The 20,346-nt window shown below is 65.5% G+C and carries 17 protein-coding genes and 1 pseudogene; 10 read left to right on the top strand and 8 right to left on the bottom strand.

Annotated features, from left to right (window positions below):
* Positions 1 to 65 precede the first annotated feature (65 nt).
* Positions 66 to 818 (top strand): nucleoside phosphorylase, encoded by a 753-nt coding sequence (locus NGM10_RS08510; protein ID WP_253477204.1) that lies wholly within the window; start codon positions 66 to 68, stop codon positions 816 to 818.
* 42 nt (positions 819 to 860) lie between these two features.
* Entirely contained in the window at positions 861 to 1,106 is a 246-nt protein-coding gene (locus NGM10_RS08505; protein WP_253477201.1) for a ferredoxin, read from the top strand.
* 455 nt (positions 1,107 to 1,561) lie between these two features.
* Here the strand turns inward: NGM10_RS08505 and NGM10_RS08500 are convergent, their stop codons facing one another.
* The 6 genes from NGM10_RS08500 to NGM10_RS08480 form a co-directional block, all read right to left on the bottom strand.
* Positions 1,562 to 2,332: a DUF7089 family protein gene (locus tag NGM10_RS08500; protein ID WP_253477198.1), complete on the bottom strand. Its 771-nt coding sequence runs from the start codon at positions 2,330 to 2,332 to the stop codon at positions 1,562 to 1,564.
* Entirely contained in the window at positions 2,332 to 2,424 is a 93-nt protein-coding gene (locus NGM10_RS18355; RefSeq protein ID WP_438267135.1) for a hypothetical protein, read from the bottom strand. Before NGM10_RS18355 ends, NGM10_RS08500 begins: the two co-directional genes overlap by 1 nt.
* A gap of 71 nt (positions 2,425 to 2,495) precedes the next feature.
* Positions 2,496 to 3,974 (bottom strand): MATE family efflux transporter, encoded by a 1,479-nt coding sequence (locus NGM10_RS08495; RefSeq protein WP_253477194.1) that lies wholly within the window; start codon positions 3,972 to 3,974, stop codon positions 2,496 to 2,498.
* A gap of 112 nt (positions 3,975 to 4,086) precedes the next feature.
* The gene (locus NGM10_RS08490) at positions 4,087 to 4,980 is read right to left on the bottom strand and encodes an OapC/ArvC family zinc-ribbon domain-containing protein (RefSeq protein ID WP_253477190.1); all 894 of its coding nucleotides are present in this window, start codon (positions 4,978 to 4,980) and stop codon (positions 4,087 to 4,089) included.
* Positions 4,980 to 5,384: a DUF2073 domain-containing protein gene (locus tag NGM10_RS08485; RefSeq protein WP_253477187.1), complete on the bottom strand. Its 405-nt coding sequence runs from the start codon at positions 5,382 to 5,384 to the stop codon at positions 4,980 to 4,982. Before NGM10_RS08485 ends, NGM10_RS08490 begins: the two co-directional genes overlap by 1 nt.
* Before the next feature lie 4 nt (positions 5,385 to 5,388).
* Positions 5,389 to 6,030: an Era-like GTP-binding protein gene (locus tag NGM10_RS08480; RefSeq protein WP_253477184.1), complete on the bottom strand. Its 642-nt coding sequence runs from the start codon at positions 6,028 to 6,030 to the stop codon at positions 5,389 to 5,391.
* Positions 6,031 to 7,612: 1,582 nt separating this feature from the next.
* Between NGM10_RS08480 and NGM10_RS08475 the strand changes: the two genes are divergently transcribed.
* Positions 7,613 to 9,103: a Cdc6/Cdc18 family protein gene (locus NGM10_RS08475; protein WP_253477181.1), complete on the top strand. Its 1,491-nt coding sequence runs from the start codon at positions 7,613 to 7,615 to the stop codon at positions 9,101 to 9,103.
* Positions 9,104 to 9,178: 75 nt separating this feature from the next.
* Here the strand turns inward: NGM10_RS08475 and NGM10_RS08470 are convergent, their stop codons facing one another.
* Positions 9,179 to 10,003: a S24/S26 family peptidase gene (locus NGM10_RS08470; RefSeq protein ID WP_368408618.1), complete on the bottom strand. Its 825-nt coding sequence runs from the start codon at positions 10,001 to 10,003 to the stop codon at positions 9,179 to 9,181.
* Between the two features lie 210 nt (positions 10,004 to 10,213).
* Here NGM10_RS08470 and NGM10_RS08465 point away from each other — a divergent pair.
* Positions 10,214 to 11,787: pseudogene (locus NGM10_RS08465) on the top strand (DNA-directed DNA polymerase II small subunit).
* Positions 11,788 to 11,891: 104 nt separating this feature from the next.
* Here NGM10_RS08465 and NGM10_RS08460 read toward each other — a convergent pair.
* Positions 11,892 to 12,374 (bottom strand): hypothetical protein, encoded by a 483-nt coding sequence (locus NGM10_RS08460; protein ID WP_253477178.1) that lies wholly within the window; start codon positions 12,372 to 12,374, stop codon positions 11,892 to 11,894.
* Positions 12,375 to 12,510: 136 nt separating this feature from the next.
* Here NGM10_RS08460 and NGM10_RS08455 point away from each other — a divergent pair, with 136 nt between their 5' ends.
* The 6 genes from NGM10_RS08455 to pheT all read left to right on the top strand — a co-directional run bounded on the left by NGM10_RS08455 (position 12,511) and on the right by pheT (position 20,127).
* Positions 12,511 to 13,776, top strand: a complete 1,266-nt coding sequence (locus tag NGM10_RS08455) for an RAD55 family ATPase (protein WP_253477175.1) — start codon at positions 12,511 to 12,513, stop codon at positions 13,774 to 13,776.
* Between the two features lie 174 nt (positions 13,777 to 13,950).
* Complete coding sequence (locus tag NGM10_RS08450; protein WP_253477172.1) at positions 13,951 to 15,132, top strand: aspartate kinase; 1,182 nt, start codon at positions 13,951 to 13,953, stop codon at positions 15,130 to 15,132.
* A gap of 179 nt (positions 15,133 to 15,311) precedes the next feature.
* Positions 15,312 to 15,953, top strand: coding sequence for a SatD family protein (locus tag NGM10_RS08445; protein WP_253477169.1), 642 nt, complete (start codon positions 15,312 to 15,314; stop codon positions 15,951 to 15,953).
* Complete coding sequence (locus NGM10_RS08440; RefSeq protein ID WP_253477166.1) at positions 15,946 to 16,488, top strand: hypothetical protein; 543 nt, start codon at positions 15,946 to 15,948, stop codon at positions 16,486 to 16,488. The genes NGM10_RS08445 and NGM10_RS08440 overlap by 8 nt, the downstream gene beginning before the upstream one ends.
* Positions 16,489 to 16,876: 388 nt before the next feature.
* On the top strand, positions 16,877 to 18,385 hold the full coding sequence (gene pheS / locus NGM10_RS08435) for a phenylalanine--tRNA ligase subunit alpha (RefSeq protein WP_253477163.1): 1,509 nt from the start codon (positions 16,877 to 16,879) through the stop codon (positions 18,383 to 18,385).
* Positions 18,385 to 20,127 (top strand): phenylalanine--tRNA ligase subunit beta, encoded by a 1,743-nt coding sequence (pheT, locus tag NGM10_RS08430; protein WP_253477160.1) that lies wholly within the window; start codon positions 18,385 to 18,387, stop codon positions 20,125 to 20,127. The genes pheS and pheT overlap by 1 nt, the downstream gene beginning before the upstream one ends.
* Positions 20,128 to 20,346: the final 219 nt, after the last annotated feature.

Below are 20,346 nucleotides of genomic sequence, written 5' to 3'. Positions count from 1 at the left end.
GCGAACTGCGTGAATCGGAGTCACACCACCAGAAAACATTTCCCAGCGACCGACCACGTCCGAGCATGCCCATCCCTAATTTCGGCGATAAGTACGACGCCGACGCCCTGTTCTCGCCCGCGGAGGCGGTCGAAGAGCAGGGCGAGGGTCTCCCAGACGTTCCGCCAGCCGTCATAATCGGCTTCCAAGACGTGCTTCACGAGGAAGTCGTGGACCGAGCAGACGAGTCGATAAACGTCGTCAGAAGTCAGGAGGTCCACCTGCTGAACGACGACGTCGGGTTCGTCGGAAACTTTGGCTACGGGTCGCCCATGACCGCGACCGTTACGGAGAACGTCATCGCGGCCGGGGCCGAAGTCGTCTGCATTCTCGGCGGCTGTGGTTGCCTCCAGAAATCCATCCCGCCTAACCACGCCATCCTTCCGACGCGGGCGATTCGGGACGAGGGCGTCTCGTATCACTACCTCTCGCCGGACGAGGAGGTGCGGGCGACGCCCGAACTGGTCGATGCGCTCGACGAGTCGCTCTCGGCCGCGGGCGTCGAGACCCACCGTGGTCCGACGTGGACGACTAGCGCCTACTACCGCGAAACCGTCCCGGAGATCGAGCACTACGCCGATGAAGGAGTCCTCTCGCTCGGGATGGAGGCCGCCGCGATGCTCGCAGTAGCGGAGTACCGTGGTGCCGACGCGGCCGTGGTCCACGAAATCGGCGATCACCTGACCCCCGACGAGTGGGAGTCCGGCGTCGAGCGCGAGGAACAACTGACGGAGTTCCTCGGCCCGACCGCCGAGGCGCTCTCCGAGTACGTCTCCTGAGACTCCGCCATCGCTTTGAGGGTACCCCGCAAACGTCGAGGCATGCGAATCGAGTTCGACCGCGACACCTGCACCGGGATGTTCCAGTGTACCGCCGAGTGGGACGCCTTCGAGGAGAACCGCGACGACGGCAAGGCCGACCTCCGGGATTCCGAGGAGGAAGACGAGGACGTGTTCGTCCGCGAGATTCCCGAGGACGCCGAGTTCGACGCGAAGATGGCCGCGCGGGTCTGCCCGGTGGACGCCATCGCGGTCTACGACGACGACGGCGAGCAGTTGATTCCCTGAGTAACAAGACTACCGGCCCGAAGGGGCGTCCCATCCAGTCGAAACGGAGGGGTTCGCTCGGGTCGAATCCCGTCGTTTCGACCGGAGCGAACGAATCGTTTCGACCGGAACGCGCGAGTCGTGTCCGACCGGAGCGCACGAGTCGAGCCGAATCGAGCCGAGCCGAGACCATCGGAGACGCGTCGCTGTCGGGTCACGACGACAGTAGAATCCGATGTCCGACCGCTCGCGCAGTCACTCGGTCGATTCGCGGTCACTCGGTCGATTCGCAGTCACTCGGTCGATTCGCAGTCACTCGGTCGACCACGCCTCGACGCCGTCCTCGTCGGTGGCGTCGGGGTAGAGCTGTTCCTCCCAACCGCGGTCCTCTCCGCGAAGCTCCCAGTACTTGCTCATAGGACCCACCGAGTACGGATTCACTACTCAGGGTCAAAACTGTTGTGTGAGTCACGGCCTCACGCGAACGTCTTCTCCGCCCATGTGACCGCGTAGGCCGGTCCGTGGTCGCGATAGGCTTCGGTGTCGAGCGCCGCGAACGGCGCGGGGAGTTCGAGACCGTGCTTGACCGCGCTACACGCGAACTCCGCGGCGTCGGCGAAGTCGGTCTCGTCGCGGGCCATCGCCGAGGGAAGCCCCTCCAGTCGGGGTTCGATGCGCTCGCCCGCGTCCCGCCACGCCTCGAACAGGCGGGGGCGGTCGTCGGCCCAGTCGGCGAAGACCTCGCGGGTGTGGAGGCCGAGGTAGGCGTCGTACAGCGCGGCGGCTATCTGGTAGACGCTCCCCGAGTCGAACGGGAGCGCCGAATCGAGGTCCCGGTAGCGCTCGCCGAAGAACCCCAAGAAGTGCTCGGGTTCGTCCGTGCCGACCTCGACGAGCGCCTCCGCGAGGAGGAAGTCCACGAAGTCCTCGGGCGACCCCTGCACGCGGGCCTTCACGAACACCGTCGGCGGGACGGTCTGGCGGGTCCACGCCACGCTCCCGTCGCCGGGCATCCCGACCGTGAAGTCGGTCGAGGCCAAGCGCCGGAGGAGTTCCGGGGCGTCCTCGGGGAGCCACTCCTCGGGGTACGACAGGGGTGCGAGCGAGTCGGCGAGCAGGCCGAGGTCCTCGGCCTGCGCCGGGGGGAGCGTCTCGAAGTCGCTCGCGCAGTCGAGGACGAGCGCGTCGGGTGCGTGGCGCTCGCGAACCCCCGCCACCTCCCCGGAGAGCGACCGTTCCTCGAACATCACGCGAGCAGCCAGAGGTTGACCAGTACAGCGACCGCGAGGACCGTCGTGATTCCCAGCGTTCCGACCACGATCTTGGTTGCCGTGCTCATGTCCGGTCGTTCGGGCGCGAGCGCTTAAAACCCTCCAGTTTGGCGCTCGGTCTGACCCTCCAGTCTGGCGCTCAGTCGGCACCGGTCCCGGCGCCGACGCCCGACTCGCGGGCGACCCGCTTCCACTCGCCGGTCCAGAACCGGAAGACGTTGACCACCGCCCGGATGTACATGTCGCCGACGATGGCGACGTAGACCGCCAGCAGGCCGAGACCGAGACCGGGCGCGAAGTTCCAGCCCCCGACCGAGAACAGCACCGCGCCGGGCGCGACCGCGAGGAACGCGACCGGGAGCTTGAACAGGTAGCTCCCCGCGACGGTGCCGTAGAAGGGCCAGCGCGTGTCGCCCGCGCCCCGGAGGCCGCCCCGCATCGTGCGCGAGACGCTGAACGCCGCGACCCCGATACCGAACACCCGGATGAACTCGACGGTCAGGCCGACGTGCTCGGTGCCGAAGGAGACGGCGAGGGGTCGGGCCGCCGCGACCAGCACGGCCGCGATGCACAGTTGGGTGGCGAGCGCGATTCGGAGGGTCTGCCAGCCGTACTCGTCGGCCGCCTCGTCGTTCCCGGCACCGATGGACTGGCCGACCAGCGTGCTGGAGGCCGTCGAGTATCCCCACGCGGGCATCAACGCGAGCAACATCACCCGGCGGCCGATGGCGTATGCCGCGACCACCGGAGTGCCGAGCGTCGTCAGCACCAGCAGGAACGGGAACCGGCCGAAGGTCCGCGCGAGGCGGGTGCCCGCGAGCGGGAGCCCCACGCGGACGATTTCGGCGGCGATGGACCAGTCCCACTGCTTGCCGCCCAGCGGGAGTCGGATCGCGTACCTTCCCGAGAGGAGGGCCCCGGTGAACAGCACCGCCGCGAGGGTGTTGGCGACCGCGGTCCCCCACGCGGCCCCGGCGACCCCGAGTTCGGGGAACGGGCCGAACCCGAAGATGAGGACCGCGTTCAGGCCGATGTTCGTCGGGAGCGTGAGTAGCCGGATGTACATCGGCGTCCGGGTGTCGCCCACGCCCGCGAGCGCGCGGGCGGCAATCATGCTCCAGAACCGGAACGAGACCGAGAGCATGATAATCCGGAGGTAGACCGCGCCGAGTTCGATGGTCCGGGGGTCGTCGGTCAGGAACGCGATCATGGGTTCGGCGTAGACCCACGTCGCCGCGGTGATGGGAATCGCCATCGCGAGCGCGAGCCACAGCGACTGCTTGACCGCGAAGTTGGCGCTGGCGCGCTCGCCCGCGCCCTCGAACCGCGAGACCACGCTGATGGTGCCGCTGGTGAGTCCGAGCGAGAGGCCGAAGGGGATGAAGAAGTACTGGAATCCGAGTTCGAGCGCCGCGACCGCCTCGTCGCCGAGCGCGCGCCCCACCATGAAGAAGTCGGCGACCCGGAGCAGGGTCCGCATCCCGCCGGTGACCATCACGGGGACCGCGAGGTCGAACGCCTCCTCGCCCTTCTCGCGGTCGAGCAGGCCGAGGCGCGCCAGCGCGGCCGGAAAGAGGAACGCGACGCTTCGCGCCCGGCGCTTCGCGTCGTCGAACATCGATTACGTGGGGTTGAGAGGCGGAACGTAAACAATCTTGGCAACGCCGTGCGGTTTGCCGGTCCCCGGGGGTGAGCGCTCGTCGGAGTTCTCCCGGTCGGGCGTCCCCACCCTACCGGTCGGGCGTCTCCCACCCGTCCGGAACCTCGATGACGTACTTGCCGTCCTCCTTGAGCGCGATGATGTACTCCTCGCGCTCGTACAGCTCCATCAGATTGAGTTCGTACTGGCCGGGTTCGACGATGCGGATGCTCTCGAACTGGCTGTTGAGTTCCTCGCGGAGCTCTTTCAGCCCCGGTGACTCCCCGCTCGGGGTGTCGACGACCTCGCCGTCGGCCGGTGGGTCGGCGGGGGTCGTCTGTCCCGTGGAGTCGGCCCGAGTCCCGGATGCGGGCGAGTCCACCTGCGATCTGTCCGGGAGTTCGGCCTCGTGCGATCTGTCCGGGAGTTCGGCCTCGCTGACCACGTCGCTCCGGGCGTTGGCCTGCGCGGTGTCCTCCGGCGCGACGGGTCGGCTCCCGGGCGCGTCGTTTCGAGTCGAGCCGTCGGTTGACGGACGTGATTCGGAGTGGTCGGCGCGCGACTCGCTGCTATCGGTCGGCGGTTCGCCGGAGTCGTCGTCGCTCGTGCCAGAGCGCACCCAGTCCCGGACGGTCGCGGCCGCGCGGTCGACCGCGCTGGCGTCGCCGCCCTCGGTTTCGGGTCCAGCAGACGCGTCGCCGGTCGCGGGCCGCGACCGCGGGCCGCGACCGGCGCTCGACTCCGAGCGCGGCCCCGAACTCGGCGAGGGAGTCGGCTCTTCGGGTGCCTTCTTCGGGGCGGTGCCTCCCGCCGACCCCCCGGTTTCGGGTCCGGCCCCGGTTTCGGGACCGGCCCCGGAGTCGGTCGCGGCCGCGCTCGCGGGCAGGAACTGGAACTTGTTCCCGCCGCAGTCGGGACAGCCCGAGAGCATCTCCTTCGAGCCGTCGGCGAACGTCCGGCCGCAGTCGGTGCACTGGTGGGGCATTATTTCCGAGAGACGAGCGCGCTGATGAGGTTCTCGTCCTTGTGGAGGGTCTCTATCTGGTTCGCAGGGCCGATGACGGTGAGCTTCGCGGTCGACTCCTTGCCCATCAGCCGGTCGAGGAAGCTCTGGTCTGCGGTCTCCGAGCGCGGGTAGGTCTCGATCTCGATGCCGTTGAACTCGTCGGGACTGATCTCGGTCATCGTGACCTCGATGAGCTTGCTCTCCTCGTCGGGCGACAGTCCCTTTTCGAGGATGACGATGTTGCCGTCGCGGACGCCGTCGAGTATCATCCGGATCTTCTCCATCGAGGCCATCTCGGCCATCCGGTCGGCCCCGATGAGGTCTATCTGGACGCCGCCACCGCCGCCCCCGTCGTTGGGTCCGTCCCCTTTCACTTCCGGCATGAGATCACCCGAAGTACTCCGCTATCTTCTCGTACACTTCGTCCATGTTGTCGCCCTCCAGCGCCGAGAGCGGAATCGTCTCGTGCTGGGGGTAGGCGTTGCGGATGCGCTGGACGCTCGAATCCTCGAGGTCGGTCTTGTTGGCGAGAATCAGGACCGGGAGGTCCTGACTCTCGATGATGCCGATGAGCATGGTGTTTACCTGCGTGAACGGGTCGGTGCTACTGTCGAGCACGTAGATGACCCCGTCCACGTCTTCGCGGAGCCAGTGCATCGCCTCCGCGACGCCCTCGGTCGCCTCGCGCGAGCGCCGGACGGCGTCGTCTTTCTCCATATCGTGGTCGAGGAACTCCTCGTAATCGACCTTCGTCGTCACGCCGGGCGTGTCCACGATGTCGATGGTTACCGTCTTGCCGTTGCGTTCGATTTCGACGTTCTCCTTGCGCCGGGCCCGGCGCGTTTCGTGTGGAATGTGACTCTCGGGGCCGACCGCGTCGCCGGTCCAGTCGCGGGCGATTCGGTTGGCGAGAGTCGTCTTTCCGGCGTTCGGCGGGCCGTAGATACCGATTCGCTTCGGCTCCTGCGCGGAGAACAAGTTATCAGTGACGCGGGATATGCTGTCTTTGAGATCCGTGAACAGTCCCATCCTTTCCTCCCAGACCCCTGCGCTCGGTTAAGACTACCGACACGGGGGCTGTTGCGCGTACAACATTACCCTACCCACTTAAACCTACGTCAGACACCTCTCGGGAAAAATGACGATTCCGGGAGTTCGGAAAGAACGTTGGTGGCGCTTTTGGAGTGGTCAGTGAGACGGTCGGTCGGTGAGACGGTCGGTCGGTGAGACGGTCGGTCGGCGAACGCGAGTCAGTCCGAGTCGATCCGAGTCGATTCGAGTCGACTTGAGTCGACTCGAATCGACGACGGAGAACAGTGGAGCATGTGGTGGAACACCACGAGCGACGTTGGCACGCTCCAGTTGAAATGGAGGGGTCGAGGGATGAACGTGCGAGAAGGGATGGGTTCGTCGGAAGTGAAGAGACGATGATGTTACCGTTCGAATCGGACCACGGAGAAGCTAGCGAACGTTCGGGAAGGATTCGGAGGAGGGTTCTCTGGGCATCGGAAACGAAGGGAAACGGGACACCCCCACCCCTTTGTTTCGGGTGGAACGGGTCGGGAGGCGGGGGGTGGTGGAGGACACGGTTCTAATTCCAACGGTAACACCATCCAAACTAAGTATGAAGAATAGTTTGCGGATATTGTTTCTGCGCTATTATTATAAAGGTTTGGTGTAACTAGAGACACCTCCCCCGACCCACCTCTCTCCCATTCCACCCGAAACAAAGGGGTGGGGGGCACCCTTGCGAGTGAAACACAACCACGACTTCGGAAAGCACGAATTCGGAATGTGACCTCGTGACCATGACCTCGTGACCACGGCTCCGTGACCACGGCTTCGTGACCACGGCTTCGTGAAACGGGTCGAGGCGAAGCAGTCCCCTCGACCCGTTACCCGGACGAGACTCCGTCGCTCGCAAATCGCGATTTGGTCGTTGATAGAATCCCATCGACCGGCCTGCTCCCGGTCGACCGACCGGTTCTCATCCGACCGTCCCTCGTCTGCGCCATCCATCCGGATCAGTCCACTCGAAACGTTGCGGTTCGCCGATGCGACGCCACCGCAATCGAAATCACACCCTCGTCCATCGGATATCCGACACCCAGAAGCCGGATACGTCTGGATATCAGTCGAGACCGATTCGTAGCTCTTCGAATTGCTTTCGACAACTCCGAACCATCCCAGAACCCCCAGAACCCCCCAGAACCCACCCAGAACCCCCAGAACCCACCCAGAACCCCCCAGAACCCACCCAGAACCCCCAGAACCCCCAGAACCCACCCAGAACCCCCAGAACCCCCCTCGAACCACCCCCTAAACTATCTCCGAACCACCCCCCAAACTCCCCTCGAACCATCTCTCGCGTTCCCAACGCCGCGGAAATCACGGCTTTCCGACCGTTTCTCGGCCGTTTCACGCCCTTTCACTCGCTTTGCAGGAAAGAAGAAAGAGTTTAATACCCTGCTGGACCTTTGGTTCTCCTGCATCAACTGGACGCGCTCGCGACTTCTCGCCTCCGACTTCCCGGCTCTGTCGGTCGGTTTCGTCGGAATCTACTATCGCGCCGCGCGTCTTCCACCTGAAACGGAGGGGTCGACACGAACGCATGTCTGACGAAAACACGCAACCGGCCGACGACGCAGTCGAGGTCAGCCCCGACCGTAGCTTCGACAACGTCGATTTGGACGACGTCATCCTCGACGACGAGGAGGACGACCAGGGGCTGTTCGACGACCTGCTGTCGGGTGAACCGATATTCGAGAACAAGGAGGTCCTCCGGCCGTCGTACACCCCCCACGAGCTTCCCCACCGGAAGGACCAGATCAACAACATGGCGACGATTCTGGTCGCGGCCCTGCGGGGGGAGACGCCGTCGAACATCCTGATATACGGCAAGACCGGGACGGGCAAGACCGCCAGCGCGAAGTTCGTGAGCAAGGAACTGGAATCGACCTCCCAGAAGTACGACGTGCCCTGCAACGTCGAGTACATCAACTGCGAGGTGACCGACACCCAGTACCGCGTGCTCGCCCAGCTCGCGAACAAGTTCATCGAGAGCAACCGCGAGTTCGTCGACGACCGCGTCGACGAACTCGCGACCCTCCAAGAGGAAGCGGCGGCCGACCCGACTCGGCTCGCCGACACCGAGTTCGACGCGCCCGAGGGGGTCGACGAGCGAATCGAGACGCTCGAATCCGACCGCGAGGAGATGGAGTCGGTCCCCATGACCGGGTGGCCGACCGACCGCGTCTACAGCACGTTCTTCGACGCGGTCGACTACGAGGAGCGGGTGGTCGTCATCATGCTCGACGAGATCGACAAGCTGGTCGAGAAGTCGGGCGACGACACCCTGTACAACCTCTCGCGGATGAACTCCGAACTCGACAACTCCCGCGTGTCCATCATCGGCATCAGCAACGACCTGAAGTTCACCGACTTCCTCGACCCGCGCGTGAAGTCCTCGCTCGGAGAGGAGGAGATAGTCTTCCCGCCCTACGACGCCAACCAGCTCCGGGACATCCTCCAGCACCGCGCCGACGTGGCGTTCAAGGCCGACGCGCTCAGCGACGACGTCATCCCGCTTTGCGCGGCGTTCGCCGCCCAGGAACACGGCGACGCCCGGCGCGCGCTCGACCTGCTCCGGACTGCGGGCGAACTCGCCGAGCGCGACCAGGCCGAGGGCGTCAACGAGAAGCACGTCCGGAAGGCCCAGGAGAAGATCGAACTCGACCGGGTGGTCGAGGTGGTCCGCACCCTCCCCACCCAGTCGAAGCTCGTCCTCTTTTCCATCATCTCGCTGGAGAAGAACGGCGTCCACAACATCAACACGGGCGAGGTGTACAACATCTACAAGCGCCTCTGCGAGGAGATAGACGCCGACGTGCTGACCCAGCGGCGGGTGACCGACCTCATCAGCGAACTCGACATGCTCGGCATCGTCAACGCGGTGGTCGTCTCGAAGGGCCGGTACGGCCGGACCAAAGAAATCTCCCTGTCGGTCCCCATCGACGAGACCGAGGCGGTCCTGATGTCCGATTCGCGGCTCGGCGACATCGAGAACGTCCAGCCGTTCGTTCAGGCCCGGTTCGACAACTGACTGCGTTCCCTGACACCCGACAACTGACCGCGTTCTGCGACCGCCTCCACGCGAAATGCAGGGGGAGCGGAGTCGCTACGCCGCGCCCGAGAAGTAGAGTCGAATCCACCCGAGGTACGGCACCCGGACCTCGGCGGTGCCGCGAACCCACTCCGGTTCGACGGGGGCGCTGATTCCCATCGCGCGCGACTGGTCATAGTAGGGGTTGGCGTCGCCCTTCGTGATGAATCCCGAGTTGGGTGCCGGGCAGTTCGACAGCTCCTCGCAACTGTCGGTCCCCTGCGGGACGTGGTCCTCGTCGGCCCTGTCGTACCAGTTCTCCCCCTCGTCGACCCAGAACATCGCGCGATGGATGATGGGCGTCTCGTAGCTCCGCCCGTCCGGCTGGTAGATTATCACGTCACCGGGCTCGTCGAACTGCTCGTAGCCCGCCTCGGCTCCGGCCTCGTGGGTCACGACGCCGGTGTCGCCCTGCGCGGCGTCGGGGACGAGACGGCCGTCGTCCATGATGAACACGAGGTCGCCCTTCTGCATGTGGGGCTCCATGCTCCCGCTCTCGATGGCGACCATCGGCGGCCAGACGCCGCTGATGGCGAACAGCAGGAGACCGATGGCGAGGACGATGGCCGCGCTACTCAACATCTCGCGGACGAACACGACCGCCCCGTTGTCGCTCCGGCGGAACCGACGAATCGGCGCGAGCGGGCCGGTGGGTTCGTCGGCCCGCTCGCCCCCGTCGGAGCGAGGCGGTGAACCCTCCGAACGGGGCGACGTATCGGTGGAACGCTGAGGCGAACCGTCGGACCGCCGGTCCGACGGTTCGCGGGGGCCGTCGTCGGCCCGCTCGCCGTCGTCCTCGTCCGCGTCGCCCGACGAGGGGTCGTCTCGGGGAGAACTCATCGCACTCACGTTACCGTTCGGTGGATGTCAATTTTCCGGGTCTCGTGCGAATCTCCGGGTCCCGCGCGTGCGTTCGTTTTCGCGGTTCGTCTCGCGTCGCTTCACGTTCACGCCGCTTCGCACTCGCGGTGGCGCGCCGTCGGCGCGCCACCGCCCGCCCGCCCGCGCCGGTCCGGCACGCTTTTGATTCGGCCCCGAAATGTGGAGAACGTGCCGATGGAGACCCGGGTCCGCATCGCCCGCGAACTCACCAGCCGCGGCTTCAACGCCGACCCGGAGGCGGTGACCCTGCTCGCGGGGCCGACGACCCCGCGGGCGCGCTCGACGCCGCGGTCGAGCGCGCGCCCGAGGACGCGCTGAAGCTCTCGGCCGACCACGTCCGGGGCGTCCTCGACGCGGCGGGGCGGGACGGGAACGGCTCCGATAGCTCCGTTTCTACTGGAGCAAAAAATGGGGGGAAATCGGAGACTGAAGATGGGAGTGCAGGAGAAACGAAGGGGGTGGAAACCGACGCCCCGCGGGACGTGACGCGCCCCGACGAGTCGGTTCGGGACCCCGACTTCGAGGCGCGGTCGCTCGCGATTGCTGGCGACGTGACCGGCGAGAGCACGGGGACCGGCGAGTACGACGACTTCGTCGACGTGTTCCGCGACCGGTTCCAGCGCCTCTCGAAGCAGTTGCGCGGGCGGGTCAACGCCCGACCCGCCTCCGCGGTCCAGAAGATGCCCGGCGGGGGCGAGACCGCAATCGTCGGGATGATAAGCGACATCCGCTCGACCGCGAGCGGCCACTGGCTCATCGAGTTGGAGGACACCAGCGGGACCTTCCCGTGTCTCGTGATGAAAGACCGGGAGTTCGCCGACGCGGTCGACGAACTCCTGTTCGACGAGGTCATCGCGGTCGAGGGCACGCTCTCGGACGACAACGGCGACGGCGACGGCATCCTGTTCGTCGATTCGCTGTACTTCCCGGACGTGCCCCGGACCTACCAGCCCTCGACCGCCGACCGCCACGTACAGGCCGCGCTCGTCAGCGACGTTCACGTCGGCAGTCAGGAGTTCATGGCCGACGCGTGGTCGCGGTTCGCCGACTGGCTCCACACCCCTGAGGCCGAGGCGGTCGAGTACCTGCTCATCGCGGGCGACATGGTCGAGGGCGTCGGCGTCTACCCGAATCAGGACGAGGAACTCGACATCGTCGACCTCTACGACCAGTACGAGCGGTTCTCGGAGTACCTCAAGGAGGTGCCCGGCGACCTCGATATCGTGATGATTCCGGGCAACCACGACGCGGTGCGACTCGCCGAACCCCAACCCGGCTTCGACGAGGAACTTCGGGACATCATGTCGGCCCACGACGCCGAGATCACGGGCAACCCCTCGACGGTGACCGTCGAGGGGGTCGACATCCTGATGTACCACGGCGTCTCGCTCGACGAGGTCATCGCCGAACTCCCCGACGAGAAGGCCAGCTACGAGCAACCCCACAAGGCGATGTACCAGCTCCTGAAGAAGCGCCACGTCGCGCCCCAGTTCGGCGGCAAGACCCGGCTCGCTCCCGAGGAGCGCGATTATCTCGTGATGGAGTCGGTCCCGGACGTGTTCCACACCGGTCACGTCCACAAGCTCGGGTGGGGCAAGTACCACAACGTCCTCGCGGTCAACTCGGGGTGCTGGCAGGCCCAGACCGACTTCCAGAAGTCGGTCAACATCGACCCCGACGCCGGGTTCGCGCCCATCCTCGACCTCGACACGCTCGACATGACCGTCCGGCGGTTCAGTTAGGGGGTCGCTACTCCGGCGGTCCAGCCGTGGGCCTCGATACCGCGATTCCACCCGAAACGGAGGGGTATCGGGGCGGAACGCGACGGGGGCGGCCGAACCTCGGTTCACCCCGCAGGCGGGTCGAGGCGGTACTTCAGCGTCCGGCCGCCGTCGAACCGCGGCCCGTCCCCCGTCGGTTCGAATCCGGCCTCTTCGACCACTCGGGTCGTCTCCGTCTCGCTCTCGGGGACCAGCACCTCGACAGCCATCCCCTCCTTGCGGGCGAACCGAACTGGCTCTTCGAGGAGGCGCTCGCGCGCGGCACGCGACCCGCGCAGGTAGGTCACTCGGACCGTCCCGGGCATCGCGTCGAACCCGACGAATCCGACGACCTCCGGCCGGTCGGCTCCGATTCCCTCCCCGTCGGCTCCGGTCCCGGTCCCGGCGTCGGCCTCGGCTTCGGTTTCGTCTCCGGGCCCGTCGTCCGGTTCGCGCTCGGCCACGCGGACCGTCCGGTCGTGGACCACGTTGCGCATCACCTCCGCGGGAGCGTCGGCGAGGTCGCCGAGCGCTTCCCCGTCGTCTTCGACCGCATCTCGCACGCGCATTGTTCACATTTCGAGGACCGATTAGTTAAAGCTCGCGGGGGCGTCGGGTCGGCGACGCCCTCGCGAGTGCGTCGATTCCCGGCGGCGGTCCCCGAACGCACGGGTGCTTTTCACCTCTCGTCCCCATGTCGTGGGTATGAATGGCACGGATGGTTCAGACGCCCCCCACCCGGACGACCCCGGTTCCGACGACTCCGAGGCCGTCGAGTCACCCCCGAGTGATTCCGGCGCGTCCGAGTCGCCCGCGGGCGACTCGGACGCGAAGACCCGCGACTCGACCGACTCGGACGCGTCCGACTCGGACGCGACCGACCCCGGTCTCTGTGACTTCTGTCGCCTCCCGCTCTCGAAGGGCAGGGAGACGCTGGACCACGGCGACCGGACCTACGAGTTCTGCTCTGGGGCGTGCCGGGACGCGATGGCCGAGAACGACCGGGTGTTCACCGAGTACCACGGCTTCCGCCGGATTCGGACCGGGGTCTCCGGGCTCGACCGGTTCCTCCCGCAGGGGTTTCCCCGGAACTCGTTCGTCCTGGTGTCGAACGACGAGGGCGCGCGCGACGACGCCCTGCTGACCGAACTCGTCTGGCGGACCCTCGAACGCGGCGAACCCGCGGTGGTCATCACCTTCACCCAGCCGCCGATTTCGGTGGTCGAGGGGTTCCTCTCGCTCGACTGGAACGTCCTGCCGTACCTCGAATCGGGTCAGCTCCACGTCCTCGACTGCTTCACCTACCGGGTGAGCGACCGCGACCGCATGTTCGAGCGGATGAACGAGTGGAACCGCCACATCCACCGCATCACCCGCGGGGTGACCGAGACCGTTCGGGACCCCGGCGACGTGAGCGAACTCCAGAACAAGCTCGACAGCTGTCTCGAAGCGCTCGGAATGAGCGACCGCGGGTTCGTCGCGGTCGACTCGCTGACCGAGTTCGGGTCGCTGGTCCAGCCGATTCGGGCCTACGACTGCGTGAAGGACGTCCGCGCCGACGTGTGCAAGGGCCGGTTCGTCCCGGTGTTCGCGGGCGCGACCCTCGCCCACGAGGACCAGACGTTCCCCCACGACCTCGGCTACGCGGTCGACGGCATCGTGGACATGCAGATGAACGGCGGTATCGTCGACGACACGCTCATCAAGCGACTCCGCATCCGGAAGATGAACGGTGTCCTCTCGATTCCCGAGTGGGTCGCCTACGAGTTCACCGCGGGGAAGGGACTGGTCACGTTCGACCCGATACAGGAGATGCGCGACACCTACGAGGGCGGCGGTCGCGAGCGACCTCGCGGGCAGTCCCACGAGCGACCTCGTGACCGCCCCGGACCGAACGGGGGCGACGGCGACACGGGTCCCGACTCCGGCCCGCCCCGCCAGCAGGCCGAGACGCGCCCCGACGAGGGGTGAGCCCGACCGGACCGTGTCGGCTCTCGTTTCTCCCGCCAACTCCCGTTTCCCCCGGCGACTCCCGTTTCCCCTGGCAAACTTTCTGAACATGAAAGCAGTTATCTGCGCTCCAGAGTTACCCACCTCTATGTTCACTAGTCGCATGTGGGGGACCGGTAGCTCGCAGGTGGTAGCATGCGCGTAGTCGCGAAGTTCGGCGGCACGAGCCTCGGAAGCGGCGACCGAATCAACCGCGCGGCCGACTCGGTGGCCGACGCGGTCGCGGAGGGCCACGAGATCGCGGTCGTCGCCAGCGCGATGGGCAACACCACCGACGAGCTACTGGACGAGATCCAGTTCGACGCGGCCGACCCAGACCGCGCCGAGATCGTCAGCATGGGCGAGCGGACCAGCGTCCGGATGCTCAAGGCCGCGCTCGCCGCTCGGGGCGTCGACGCGGTGTTCGTCGAACCCGGGAGCGACCGCTGGCCCATCTTCACCGACGAACACGGCGAGGTCGACGCCGAGCGGACCAGAGCCGCTACGGCCGAACTCGCCGCGGAACTCGACGAGGTGGTCCCCATCGTGACCGGCTTCCTCGCCGAGGACGCCGAGGGCAACGTCACCACCCTCGGCCGGGGCGGGTCGGACACCACCGCGGTGATGCTCGGCAACTACGTGGACGCCGACGAGGTCGTCATCGTCACCGACGTCGAGGGCGTCATGACCGGCGACCCCCACGTCGTGGAGGGCGCGCGCAACGTCGGCGAGATATCGGTCGACGAGCTTCGGAACCTCTCGTTCCGCGGCGCGGAGGTCGTCGCGCCCAGCGCGCTCTCGTACAAGGACGAGGGCCTCGACGTCCGGGTGGTCCACTACCAGCACGGCGACCTGCTCGCGGGCGGCACCGACATCATCGGCGAGTTCGAGAACCTCATCGACATGCGCGAGGAGCCGCTGGCCTGCCTCACGGTCGCGGGCCGGGCAATCCGGAACCGACCGGGCATCCTCGCCGACCTCTCGATGGCGCTGGCTGACAGCGACATCAACATCGATGCCGCGGCGAGTGGGATGGACTCCATCACCTTCTACGTCGACGAGGACGTCGCGGAGCGCGCCGAGAACATCCTCCATCGAGAGGTCATCGAGGAGGAGTCGCTGTCGAGCGTCACCGTCGACGACGACGTCGCGGTCGTCCGGGTGACCGGCGGCGAGTTCCCGAACCAGCCGGGGGTCATCGAGGGGCTCGTGAACCCCATCTCGGAGGCCCACATCAACATCCACGACCTCATCACCAGCGCGACCAGCGTCGCGGTGTTCGTGGACTGGGACGACCGCGAGGAGACGCTGGAGATACTGCAAGAAAATCTGGGTTGAGACCACTTTTGGCCGCGCCAGTCGCTGTACGTTCGCCGAAACTCGGCTGTAATACGTAGAGACAGCGAGTCCTGAATCGCTGGTAGTCGAAGCTCTGCCGACCGCTAGAACAAGTCTATAGAATTGTAATATTCCAATACAACTATATTCGATTGTTACCTAGTTGGGGAAGAGAACCGATGCGTGAATCCGAGAATACGAAGTACGTCGTTCTGGCCGACGTCATCGACTCCCGAAAAATCGAAAACAGACGAGAATTCGAGTCAACTCTCATCGATGCATTCGATTTCGTGAACGATTCTGAGAGAGAGAGTATATCGACCCCATTTACACAGATGAAAGGCATCGATGAGTTCGGGTGTGTTCTCACGGAACTATCCCCTCTTCCAGATATCTTATCGGCTATACTTGACCGAATACACCCATCGTCTGCCCGCTTTGCTATCGCGGGCGGGGATATTGATATTGGGGCCGACTGCGAAACGGTCGCCCAGATGGATGGCCCCGCGTTCCATCTCGCTAGTGCGCTTTTAGACGAAGTAGAGGAAAACGAATTATACGTGGGTGTCGATACGGGCACCGAATGTGATGGATTAGTATCAAGCGCTCTCAATCTTTTATTACTTGAACGGGAGAACCTCACGGACCGGCAAGTAGAGGTGATTCTCGCGTACGAACGTCACGGTACGCAATCTAAGGCAGGTGAGGAACTGGGACTTCAACAGCAGGCCGTTTCCAACGCGTTACATCGTTCGAATTATACGCGACGACTGAGAATCAGAGGTACACTCAGAAAAGCGTTAACAGCTATCTATGACTGAAGAAGTGCGGCACCTCTCACGTCGTCGAATCGCTACCGATATTCTGGCAACTATCCTCGGAATCGTTGCGCTCATTCTATTTGTCTTTCTCGGAACGAGGACGGCTCTGTTCGTGGGCGTCTATGGCCTACTGCTCGGAACGAGTACTGCCGTCGTGACGTACTGCCTAACGCGATTCACGGGAATAGCGATAGGGCGCGCTGAGGGCGGTGAAACACGGACGGAGAACGAGAAAGCATCCAATTCCCGTGAGGAAGTATGGCGGATATTTACTGGACAGGCTCTCGAAAGTGACTCCGATATCGAAGAGGACACCGGCTGGCTGATCGGCCGCCTCGAAAATATCCTGATTCTATCGCTCGTTATTGCTGGTGAGTATACTGCATTGAGTATCATTTTTGCCGCTAAGTCGTGGGTGAGACGAGAGGATACCGCGACTCAAAACACCACGTACTATCTTGCCGGGACGCTGGTCAACTTCACCTACTCAATCGTTGTCGGTATCGGAACCGTACAACTCCTTGAGCTTCTCTAACTGCCATCCGTGAGACGGTAACACGACTTCGGTCTACTTCGAGTAAGATCGATTCTCCCCCAAATTCGTCGCTTCTCTGTTCGGTTTCAGTCGGTAACGTGAAACTCACCCATACCCCGCAACGTTTTTGAACGATTGCGCACAAGTCCCGAACATGCCATCCGAACCCCGGACCGGCGGTAGCGCGCGTCAGCCACGCCACGACAGCACGGGGTTCGGCTTCTTCTTCGCGGCCTGAGCGAGTCGGTGAACTTCCGACCGGGGGCGACCCCGACCGGGACGAAACCGCTCGGGCGCGGTCGCGGGCCGCAATTGCGGCCCGCGACCGCGCTTTCAGAAGCGATAAACCGCCGCACAGGGATGTAGCCACCAAGAGCATACGCGCACGATGAAACTACCAGAATCACAGGCCGCGGTGTTGGAAGCCGCGAGCGCGAACGACGCACGGACGATAGAGCGACTGGCCGACGAGACCGACAGCAAGCCCGAGACGGTCACGGGCGCGGTGTTCGAACTCGAAGACGAAGGGCTGGTGTCGGTCGAGGAATCGGTCGAGGAGACGGTGGCGCTCACCGACGAAGCCCGCGAGTACGTCGAGGAGGGTCTCCCCGAGGTCCGGCTCTACGAGGCCGCCGTGGACGCAGGGGCCGACGAGGACCCCGCCCAGATGGGGCAGGTCATCGGTCGGTCCGGACTCGAAGGCCCGCAGGTCGACATCGCGCTCTCGAACTACGCCCGGAAGGGCTACGGGACCATCGAGAGCGGCGAGATAACCGCCGACCCCGACGCCGACCCCGACAGTGACGCGGAGGCCGCGGCGCTGGCCGACCTCGACGCGGGCGACTCGGTCGCCGACGAGGAGGTCCTCGACCGACTGGAGAGCAGAGGGCTGGTCGAGCGCGCCGAGTCCACGGCGCGGGCGGTCACCCTCACCGACGAGGGCGTGACCGCGCTGATGGAGGGCGTCGAGGTCGCCGAGACGGTGGGCCAACTCACCCCCGAGATGCTGACCTCCGGCGAGTGGCGCGACGTGGAGTTCGCCGAGTACAACGTCGAGGCCGACGCCGAGCGCGTCGACGGCGGCAAGACCCACATCCTCCGTCAGACCGCCGACCGCGTGAAAGACACCCTCGTCGGCATGGGCTTCGAGGAGATGGAGGGTCCGCACGCCGACGCCGACTTCTGGATAAACGACTGCCTGTTCATGCCACAGGACCACCCCGCGAGGACCCACTGGGACCGGTTCGCCCTCTCGAACCCGACCGAAATCGGCGACCTCCCCGAGGACCTCGTCGAGCGCGTCCACGACGCCCACATGAACGGCGTCGGCGAGGACGGCGAGGGGTATCACTCGCCGTGGTCCGAGGACTTCGCGCGAGCAATCGCGCTCCGGGGCCACACCACCTCGCTGTCGATGCGGTACCTCTCGGGGTACGCCGAGGGCGACCTCGAACCGCCCCAGCGCTTCTTCAGCGTCGAGAAGGTCTACCGCAACGACACCCTCGACCCGACCCACCTGCTGGAGTTCTTCCAGATCGAGGGCTGGGTGATGGCCGAGGACCTCTCGGTCCGCGACCTGATGGGCACCTTCGAGGAGTTCTACGCCCAGTTCGGCATCACCGACATCGAGTTCAAGCCCCACTACAACCCCTACACCGAGCCGAGCTTCGAGCTGTTCGGGACCCACCCGACCACCGGCGAGATGGTCGAGATCGGTAACTCGGGGATGTTCCGCGAGGAGGTCCTCGAACCGCTGGGCATCGACTGCGACGTGATGGCGTGGGGGCTTGCGCTGGAACGCCTGCTGATGCTGATGTACGGCTTCGAGGACATCCGAGACGTTCACGGGACGCTGTGTGACCTCGACCTGCTCCGCGAGACGGAGGTGCTACACTGATGCCAGTCGTAGACGTGAACCCCGACGAACTCCGGGAACTGACCGGCCACGACGAGAAATCGGACGACGAACTGATAGACGACATGTTCGGTCTCGGACTGGAGTTCGAGGGCCGGACCGAGGAGGGCGACCTCCAGTTGGAGTTCGCGCCCGACCGCCTCGACCGCCTCTCGGTCGAGGGGGTGGCGCGGTCGCTTCGCTACCACTACGGCGACGACAGGGGCGTGTACGTCCCCGCCACCAACGACGCCGACTGGACCATCGAGGTCGACGAGTCGGTGCCCGACGAGCGCCCCTACGTCACGGGTGCGGTGATTCGGGGCGTGAATCTGGACGAGGAGGCCCTCGACTCGCTCATCCAACTGCAGGAGAAGCTCCACGCCACGATGGGGCGCAAGCGCGCGAAGGGAGCCATCGGCATCCACGATTTGACGATGCTGAAGGGGGAAGCCGTCACCGAGGAGCGCGCCGAACCCGGTAACTCCATCACCTACCGGGGAATCGACCCCGAGGGCGACCGGTTCGTTCCCCTCGATTCGGACGCCGAGATGACGCCCGACGAGGTCCTGCGCGCCCATCCCACGGGCGAGACCTACGCCGACCTCGTCGCCGAGTACGACCGCTACCCCGCCATCTACGACGACATCGGACTGTTCTCGTTCCCGCCGGTCATCAACGGCCGCCGGACCGAGGTCTCGACCGACTCGCGGGACCTGTTCGTCGAACTCACGGGCACCGACCAGTGGACCATCGACCACATGTGCAACATCATCTGCTACGCGCTCGACGCCCGCGGCGCGACGGTCGAGGAGGTCGAGGTCGAGTATCTGGACCGAACGTTGGTCCGCCCCGACTTCGAGGTGAAACAGAAGACAGTGACCCACGAGCGAATCGAGAGCATGCTCGGGGTCGACCTGAGCGCCGAGCGCGTGGTCGACCTGCTGGAGCGGTCGGGCCTCGACGCCGAGACCGAGGAGGTCGGCGACGACGAGATAGCCTACGAGGTTGAGGTGCCGCCCTACCGCGTGGACGTGCTCCACCCCCTCGACGTGGTCGACGACGTGGGCCGGGCCTACGGCTTCAACGATCTCGAACCGCGCTACCCCGACGTGGGGACGGTCGGCGGTCGCCACGACCGCTCGAAGCTCGAAGACGCCGCGCGCGAGGTGCTGGTGGGTCTGGGCTTCGAGGACCTGCTCAACTTCCACATGATCAGCGAGGAGGAGAACTTCGACCGGATGGGAATCGCGCGGCCGGACGAGGACGGCGCGACCCCCGACGCGGTCGGAGCCGACGAGCCCGCCACCATCCTCGAACCCTACAGCGAGGACTACACCATGCTCCGGACGTGGGCGCTCCCCTCGCTCATGATGGTGCTGGAGAACAACACCCACCGGGCGTACCCCCAGGACCTCGCCGAAATCGGTCTCGCCGCCCGCGTGGACGAGCGCGAGAACACCGGCGTCGCCGAACACCGGTCGGTCGCCGGGGTGCTCGCGCGCCACGACGCCTCCTACGAGGACGCGAAGGCCCGCCTGCAAGCCATCGCGCGCAACTTCGACGTGGAGTTGGAGACGCCCGCGACCGACCACCCGTCGTTCATCGACGGCCGTGCGGCCGCTGTCGTGCTGGACGGCGAGGCGGTCGGCGTCGTCGGAGAGGTCCATCCCGAAGTGCTCGTGGAACACGACCTCGAACTGCCGGTGGCGGCCTTCGAGTTCCGCCTCGACGCGCTGGAGTGACGGTTTCGAGATTCTGGCCTTTCGGGCTCTAAGTTCTCCTTGCGGAGTTCTTCTCTTTTCGGTGTCCGAACCTCCGCTTCGGATGTCACCACGGAGACGCTAGCTACTCCCGTCACCGAGAAGGACCGCACCTCGGGCCTCCCCAGCCTCCTGCGTTGCTCGTTTCACTGCGCTACTCGTCCCTCGCGCGCGTTGCTCGCGCGCGCCGCTCGGAAGGCG

The sequence above is a fragment of the Halorussus salilacus genome, assembly GCF_024138125.1.
In the GTDB taxonomy this organism is placed as follows: domain Archaea; phylum Halobacteriota; class Halobacteria; order Halobacteriales; family Haladaptataceae; genus Halorussus; species Halorussus salilacus.
Note: the sequence above shows the minus strand (reverse complement) of the source record. Positions and strands in the feature narration are given on the sequence as shown.

Bases quoted from the DNA above. Each gene is read 5' to 3' on its own strand.
- NGM10_RS08510 (WP_253477204.1), top strand. From the start codon at position 66: ATGCCCATCCCTAATTTCGGCGATAAGTACGACGCCGACGCCCTGTTC.
- NGM10_RS08505 (WP_253477201.1), top strand. From the start codon at position 861: ATGCGAATCGAGTTCGACCGCGACACCTGCACCGGGATGTTCCAGTGT.
- NGM10_RS08500 (WP_253477198.1), bottom strand. From the start codon at position 2,332: ATGTTCGAGGAACGGTCGCTCTCCGGGGAGGTGGCGGGGGTTCGCGAG.
- NGM10_RS18355 (WP_438267135.1), bottom strand. From the start codon at position 2,424: ATGAGCACGGCAACCAAGATCGTGGTCGGAACGCTGGGAATCACGACG.
- NGM10_RS08495 (WP_253477194.1), bottom strand. From the start codon at position 3,974: ATGTTCGACGACGCGAAGCGCCGGGCGCGAAGCGTCGCGTTCCTCTTT.
- NGM10_RS08490 (WP_253477190.1), bottom strand. From the start codon at position 4,980: ATGCCCCACCAGTGCACCGACTGCGGCCGGACGTTCGCCGACGGCTCG.
- NGM10_RS08485 (WP_253477187.1), bottom strand. From the start codon at position 5,384: ATGCCGGAAGTGAAAGGGGACGGACCCAACGACGGGGGCGGCGGTGGC.
- NGM10_RS08480 (WP_253477184.1), bottom strand. From the start codon at position 6,030: ATGGGACTGTTCACGGATCTCAAAGACAGCATATCCCGCGTCACTGAT.
- NGM10_RS08475 (WP_253477181.1), top strand. From the start codon at position 7,613: ATGTCTGACGAAAACACGCAACCGGCCGACGACGCAGTCGAGGTCAGC.
- NGM10_RS08470 (WP_368408618.1), bottom strand. From the start codon at position 10,003: ATGAGTTCTCCCCGAGACGACCCCTCGTCGGGCGACGCGGACGAGGAC.
- NGM10_RS08460 (WP_253477178.1), bottom strand. From the start codon at position 12,374: ATGCGCGTGCGAGATGCGGTCGAAGACGACGGGGAAGCGCTCGGCGAC.
- NGM10_RS08455 (WP_253477175.1), top strand. From the start codon at position 12,511: ATGAATGGCACGGATGGTTCAGACGCCCCCCACCCGGACGACCCCGGT.
- NGM10_RS08450 (WP_253477172.1), top strand. From the start codon at position 13,951: ATGCGCGTAGTCGCGAAGTTCGGCGGCACGAGCCTCGGAAGCGGCGAC.
- NGM10_RS08445 (WP_253477169.1), top strand. From the start codon at position 15,312: ATGCGTGAATCCGAGAATACGAAGTACGTCGTTCTGGCCGACGTCATC.
- NGM10_RS08440 (WP_253477166.1), top strand. From the start codon at position 15,946: ATGACTGAAGAAGTGCGGCACCTCTCACGTCGTCGAATCGCTACCGAT.
- pheS (WP_253477163.1), top strand. From the start codon at position 16,877: ATGAAACTACCAGAATCACAGGCCGCGGTGTTGGAAGCCGCGAGCGCG.
- pheT (WP_253477160.1), top strand. From the start codon at position 18,385: ATGCCAGTCGTAGACGTGAACCCCGACGAACTCCGGGAACTGACCGGC.